We start from the raw sequence: 3,656 nt of genomic DNA on the forward strand, positions 1-3,656 counted from the left end.
GGCCGGTTGACGCCCATCGAGTTCGAGACCATCATGAACAACGACCTGGCCCTCGCGGCCTAACTAGAACTGTCACCCGTTCCTACAGCAGACCCGTGCGCCACGCAATCGCGTTGCTCATGAACGATCTTGGCCGCGCGTGGACGATGGATGTTCTCGCCGACGAGGCCGCGATCTCTCGATCGCAACTCTCCCGACTCTTCCCCCGCCACGTCGGCACAAGCCCCGCAGCGTTCCTTCGCAACGAACGTTCACGACGCATGGCCGACCTTCTACGCTCCAGCAGCGACACCGTCGAAACCATCGCACGTCGCGTCGGATGGACCGACCCCAGTCACGCCTCACGCGCCTTCCGTCAGGTACACGGTCTGTCCCCGCAGCAGTATCGGCAAATCTACCGACCATAGACGACTGCCCGATACCAGTGACCGCCAACTGGGTCCTACCTCACAGGTACGCCGACCACGCCATCGTGCGCGCGAACCTGCGAGGGAAGGAACCACCATCATGAGCATCGACCCGGGCGAAGCATCAGCATCGACGTCCACGAACGCTGCGGATCCTCGGCGCAAGATAAGCCCGCCGAGCGCCCTGTCTCTCGGCATCATCGTCTGGATTGATGACCCGGAGGTCGAGCCGACCGTGATCGCAGGCCGGAACCCGGTCGTGTTGGCACGGGTGGTGGCGGTCACGATCCACGAGATGCTCGAAGACTCTGAGGCATATGCCGGGGCGACGGAGTTCCTACAGTCGAATCCGCCGCCGCAGGATTGGGTGCTGCCCGAGGACGTGGATGCGTGGTTGGAGGCGCTGCGGGAGGCGACGCCGTACCCGGCGTACTCGTTCCACCACGTGCCCATGACGGGTGGCGCGGACGGGACGAACCACACCGTCGTCAACCGCTATCTGTGGCATGCGCTGCAGGAACGCGAGGATGCTCTCACCCCTGACTCGTCGCCGAGCTCCGTCGCCGGCCAATCGTCAGGGCGTCACCTCGCACGCTGACCCGGTGGCGGGGTTGACGTTTCGGCGCATGTTTTTGATGTTTCGACGCGTCATTGCCGGGATGCCTCGCCCTTGACGCGGTTCTGTGCGTACCTCTGGAACAGCACCACCTGTGACACCTGAGCGATCGGGTGCAGTGGCGTGTCCTGTCTATCCGAGTGTGATTGGAGTCTTTCATCATGTCCGACATCACGATCCCGCCATTGGGGTCTTCGCCTGAGCCGACGCGCCCACATCGGGTGGTGATCGCTTTCGATGTCCTCGCCCGCACCCAGACCGAGGCGCAGCACATGGTTGATGAAGTGCTGATCGAGGAACTCGCCGGTCCTCCCGACCAGCTCCGCACAGACGGCGACCGGGTATTCGGTGAAGACTTCGGCGACGACGTCCCGCACATCCGCTCCTGGATACCCGCGCCCGAGGTTTCGTCCGCCGTGCGCGTGGTGCCGTCTCCGGGGTGGGAGGCGTTCGAGGGGTCGGGGATCCCGGAGATCGTGGCGGAGATGTTTCCTCCCGAACCGGCCGCCGGTGACTTCCGTCTTCCGGACGGCACCCCTGACCGGGACGGTTTCGAGGACGCACATGAGCAGTGGCGGGATGAGTGTCTCTCGCTCGCCGTGCAGGCTTCGCGCCTCCCGAACACGCTGGAGAGGTTGAAGCGGGCGGAGCGGGTCCGGGACGGTCTGATGGATCTGCTGGAGCGGGAGCAGTTGCCGGTGGAGCCGGTGAAGGAGGACTATCTCGTCACGGTCGCCCCGTCGTTCGAGGGTGAGTACGAGGACATGCGATTCCGATCCGACCACGCCCAGTGGCAGTCCGAGTTCACCACGACGGCGCTCCGCCGCGAACACGCCCTACAGGGACTCGTAGCGGAGGGTGGCCCGCGGACGGCGTTCCTTCCCGAGCGGTTCCATCGTGAGTGGGTGCCGTCAGACCTGATCGCCCTGCAGACCCTGCGGGTGCTCGTGGAACAGGAGACGGCCGGGGAAGACAAACCGTTGCTGGACCGGCGGGAGCGGGAAGAGTTGTCGGCGATGTTATTCGCTGCCGATCCGGATGTCAGCGTTCCTGATCCAGATGATCCGGTGGGGATGCCGATCTATGAGGGGCCTGCCTCGGAGGCGCATGCGTGGATCGTTCCCGGGGTCTACGACGCGACCGGGCTCGACGGAGAAGGCCGGTTCCGGCTCGTCGTCGGCCGCGCCCCGATCGGGGATGGGGTGACAGCGTCGGCGGCGTTCCCACCCGCCGAGCACGACAGCGCCGTGGTGAACGAGATCGCCCGCATCCTGGAGCAGGACACCGAACAGCACAACCCCGCGACAGTCCTTGACCGGATCAACGCTGCGGTCCTCGGCACCGGGCGGACGGCTGCCACACCCTCGGACATTCACCCTCCTGAGCAGGCGCTGACGAGCCTAGAGCGCGGGGCGCTGCTGAGCGAGCTCCTCGCCGAACGGGAACAGCACCTGGACACGGATCCGGACGGCCCCGAGCGACCCACGCCAGGCCGTGATCCCCGCCGGAACCTATAGCAGAAGGGCGTCTCGGAATGGCGGTGTTGGGGGTGGGTGTGTTTGACGATTTGGCGCATGTTCTTGACGAAACGGCGCATCCTGCCGGGAAACGGTCGCTGAACCGCCGCAGGTTTGATGCCGCTTCCTTTCGAGTTGGAAGGATGGCGTCATGCCGAAGAAAATCGATCCCGCCGTCAAGGAGCGGGCTGTCCGCCTGGTGCGCGAGCACCGGTCGGAGTACCCATCGAACGCGCAGGCCGTCGCGGCCGTCGCCCGCCAGGAAAGCGTCGGCGCGGAATCGCTGCGCCGGTGGGTGATCCAAGCCGACATCGACGCGGGCGAGCGCGACGGACAGACCAGCGAAGAGGCCGCGGAGATCAAACGACTCAAGGCCGAGAACAAGCGACTTCGAGAAGACGTCGCGATCCTGAGAGCGGCGACGACTTTCTTCGCGGGGGAACTCGACCCCCGCAACCGTTGATGAGGGGCTTCATCGACCAGATGCGAGCCGAGGGACACGCAGTCGAGTCGATCATCCGCGTCCTGCGCGAGCAGGGCGTGAAGATCGCTGCGCGCACCTATCGCTCCTGGCAGACCCGCCTCGTCGCGACACGGACCGTCACTGACGCGATGGTGCACGACGCCGTCCGCGAAGTCGCATGGGCCGACGTCACCGATCCGGTCACCGGCGAGGTGCGTCGAAAGCTGACACCGGAAGGCATGTATGGGCGGCGGAAGATGACCGCGCTGATCCGCCGGACCGCTCTCCCCGACGCGTCGTGGGGCGCGGTCGACCGAGCCATGCGAGCGCTCGGCCTGTCCGGCATCACGCGCGCAAAAGCCGTGCGCACGACGATCCCGGCGAAGGACGGAGTGCGCGCCGGCGACCTGTTGAACCGCGACTTCACCGCGCCGCGTCCGGATCACACGTGGGTGATGGACTTCACGTATGTCCGCACGTGGGCCGGGTTCGTGTATGTCGCGTTCATCCTCGACGTGTTCTCGCAACGCATCGTCGCCTGGCACGCGGCATCGACCAAGCACGCCGAGCTCGTGATGATCCCGCTGCGGATGGCGCTCTGGGAACGCGACCGACAAGGCCACCCCGTCGGCCGGCACCAACTGCGCGCGCAT

At 66.0% G+C, this 3,656-nt stretch carries 3 protein-coding genes and 1 pseudogene; all 4 read left to right on the forward strand.

The features are described from left to right. Positions 1 to 119: 119 nt before the first annotated feature. Positions 120 to 407 (forward strand): helix-turn-helix domain-containing protein, encoded by a 288-nt coding sequence (locus tag G510_RS19145; protein ID WP_425411300.1) that lies wholly within the window; start codon positions 120 to 122, stop codon positions 405 to 407. A gap of 100 nt (positions 408 to 507) precedes the next feature. Further along, positions 508 to 1,005, forward strand: a complete 498-nt coding sequence (locus G510_RS0113055; protein WP_029153969.1) for a hypothetical protein — start codon at positions 508 to 510, stop codon at positions 1,003 to 1,005. A 179-nt stretch (positions 1,006 to 1,184) separates the two neighbouring features. Beyond that, a complete protein-coding gene (locus G510_RS0113060) occupies positions 1,185 to 2,540 on the forward strand; it encodes a hypothetical protein (RefSeq protein WP_029153970.1) in 1,356 nt (451 codons plus the stop codon). Between the two features lie 151 nt (positions 2,541 to 2,691). After that, positions 2,692 to 3,656: pseudogene (locus tag G510_RS0113070) on the forward strand (IS3 family transposase); the annotation flags it as partial.

Origin of the sequence: Microbacterium gubbeenense DSM 15944 (assembly GCF_000422745.1) — a bacterium.
Classification (GTDB): Bacteria; Actinomycetota; Actinomycetes; order Actinomycetales; family Microbacteriaceae; genus Microbacterium; species Microbacterium gubbeenense.